This is a genomic window from Aquirufa sp. Wall-65K1, assembly GCF_054558475.1.
This window is the reverse complement of record NZ_JBPXKD010000018.1, coordinates 1-453: the sequence shown is the minus strand read 5'-3', so window position 1 is coordinate 453 and position 453 is coordinate 1. Positions and strand designations below refer to the sequence as shown.

Genomic DNA, 453 nt, shown 5'->3' with positions numbered 1-453 from the left:
CAGCTCCTGTGAAAAGTGGTACTGGTTCCCAAACTCAATCTACCATTACTTACACTGCTGGTACAGCGAATAAATTAGTCGTTTCTTCTATCTCGCAACAAACAGCTGGTACAGGGTTTGCCGTTACTGTTACATTAACCGACGTAAACGGCAATGCGGTCAATGCGACTGCTGATGGAACAGTTACTCTTACTCGTAAGACAGGTACTGGTACTTTAGGAGGTACGCTTACAGGTACCATTACTTCAGGATCTAGTGCAGTTACCATCTCAGGTGTTACTTATACCAAAGCGGAAACGGGTGTGGTTTTAACTGCAACAGGAACAGGTGCTGGTAGTAATGTAGCAGCCAAAGTTGGTGATTCTAATGCATTCACTGTTGTGGCTGGTGCTGCGGATGCTGCCATTTCTACCTTAACTCCTACTTCGGCTAGTATCGTGGCGGACGGTTCTA

The 453-nt window shown here is 45.9% G+C and carries 1 protein-coding gene; it reads left to right on the top strand.

Features of this window, described 5'->3' with window-relative positions; translation table 11 throughout:
* Nucleotides 1–453, top strand: a 453-nt coding sequence (locus ACST15_RS12515; protein ID WP_459454992.1) for a hypothetical protein, incomplete at both ends; no start/stop codon positions are given.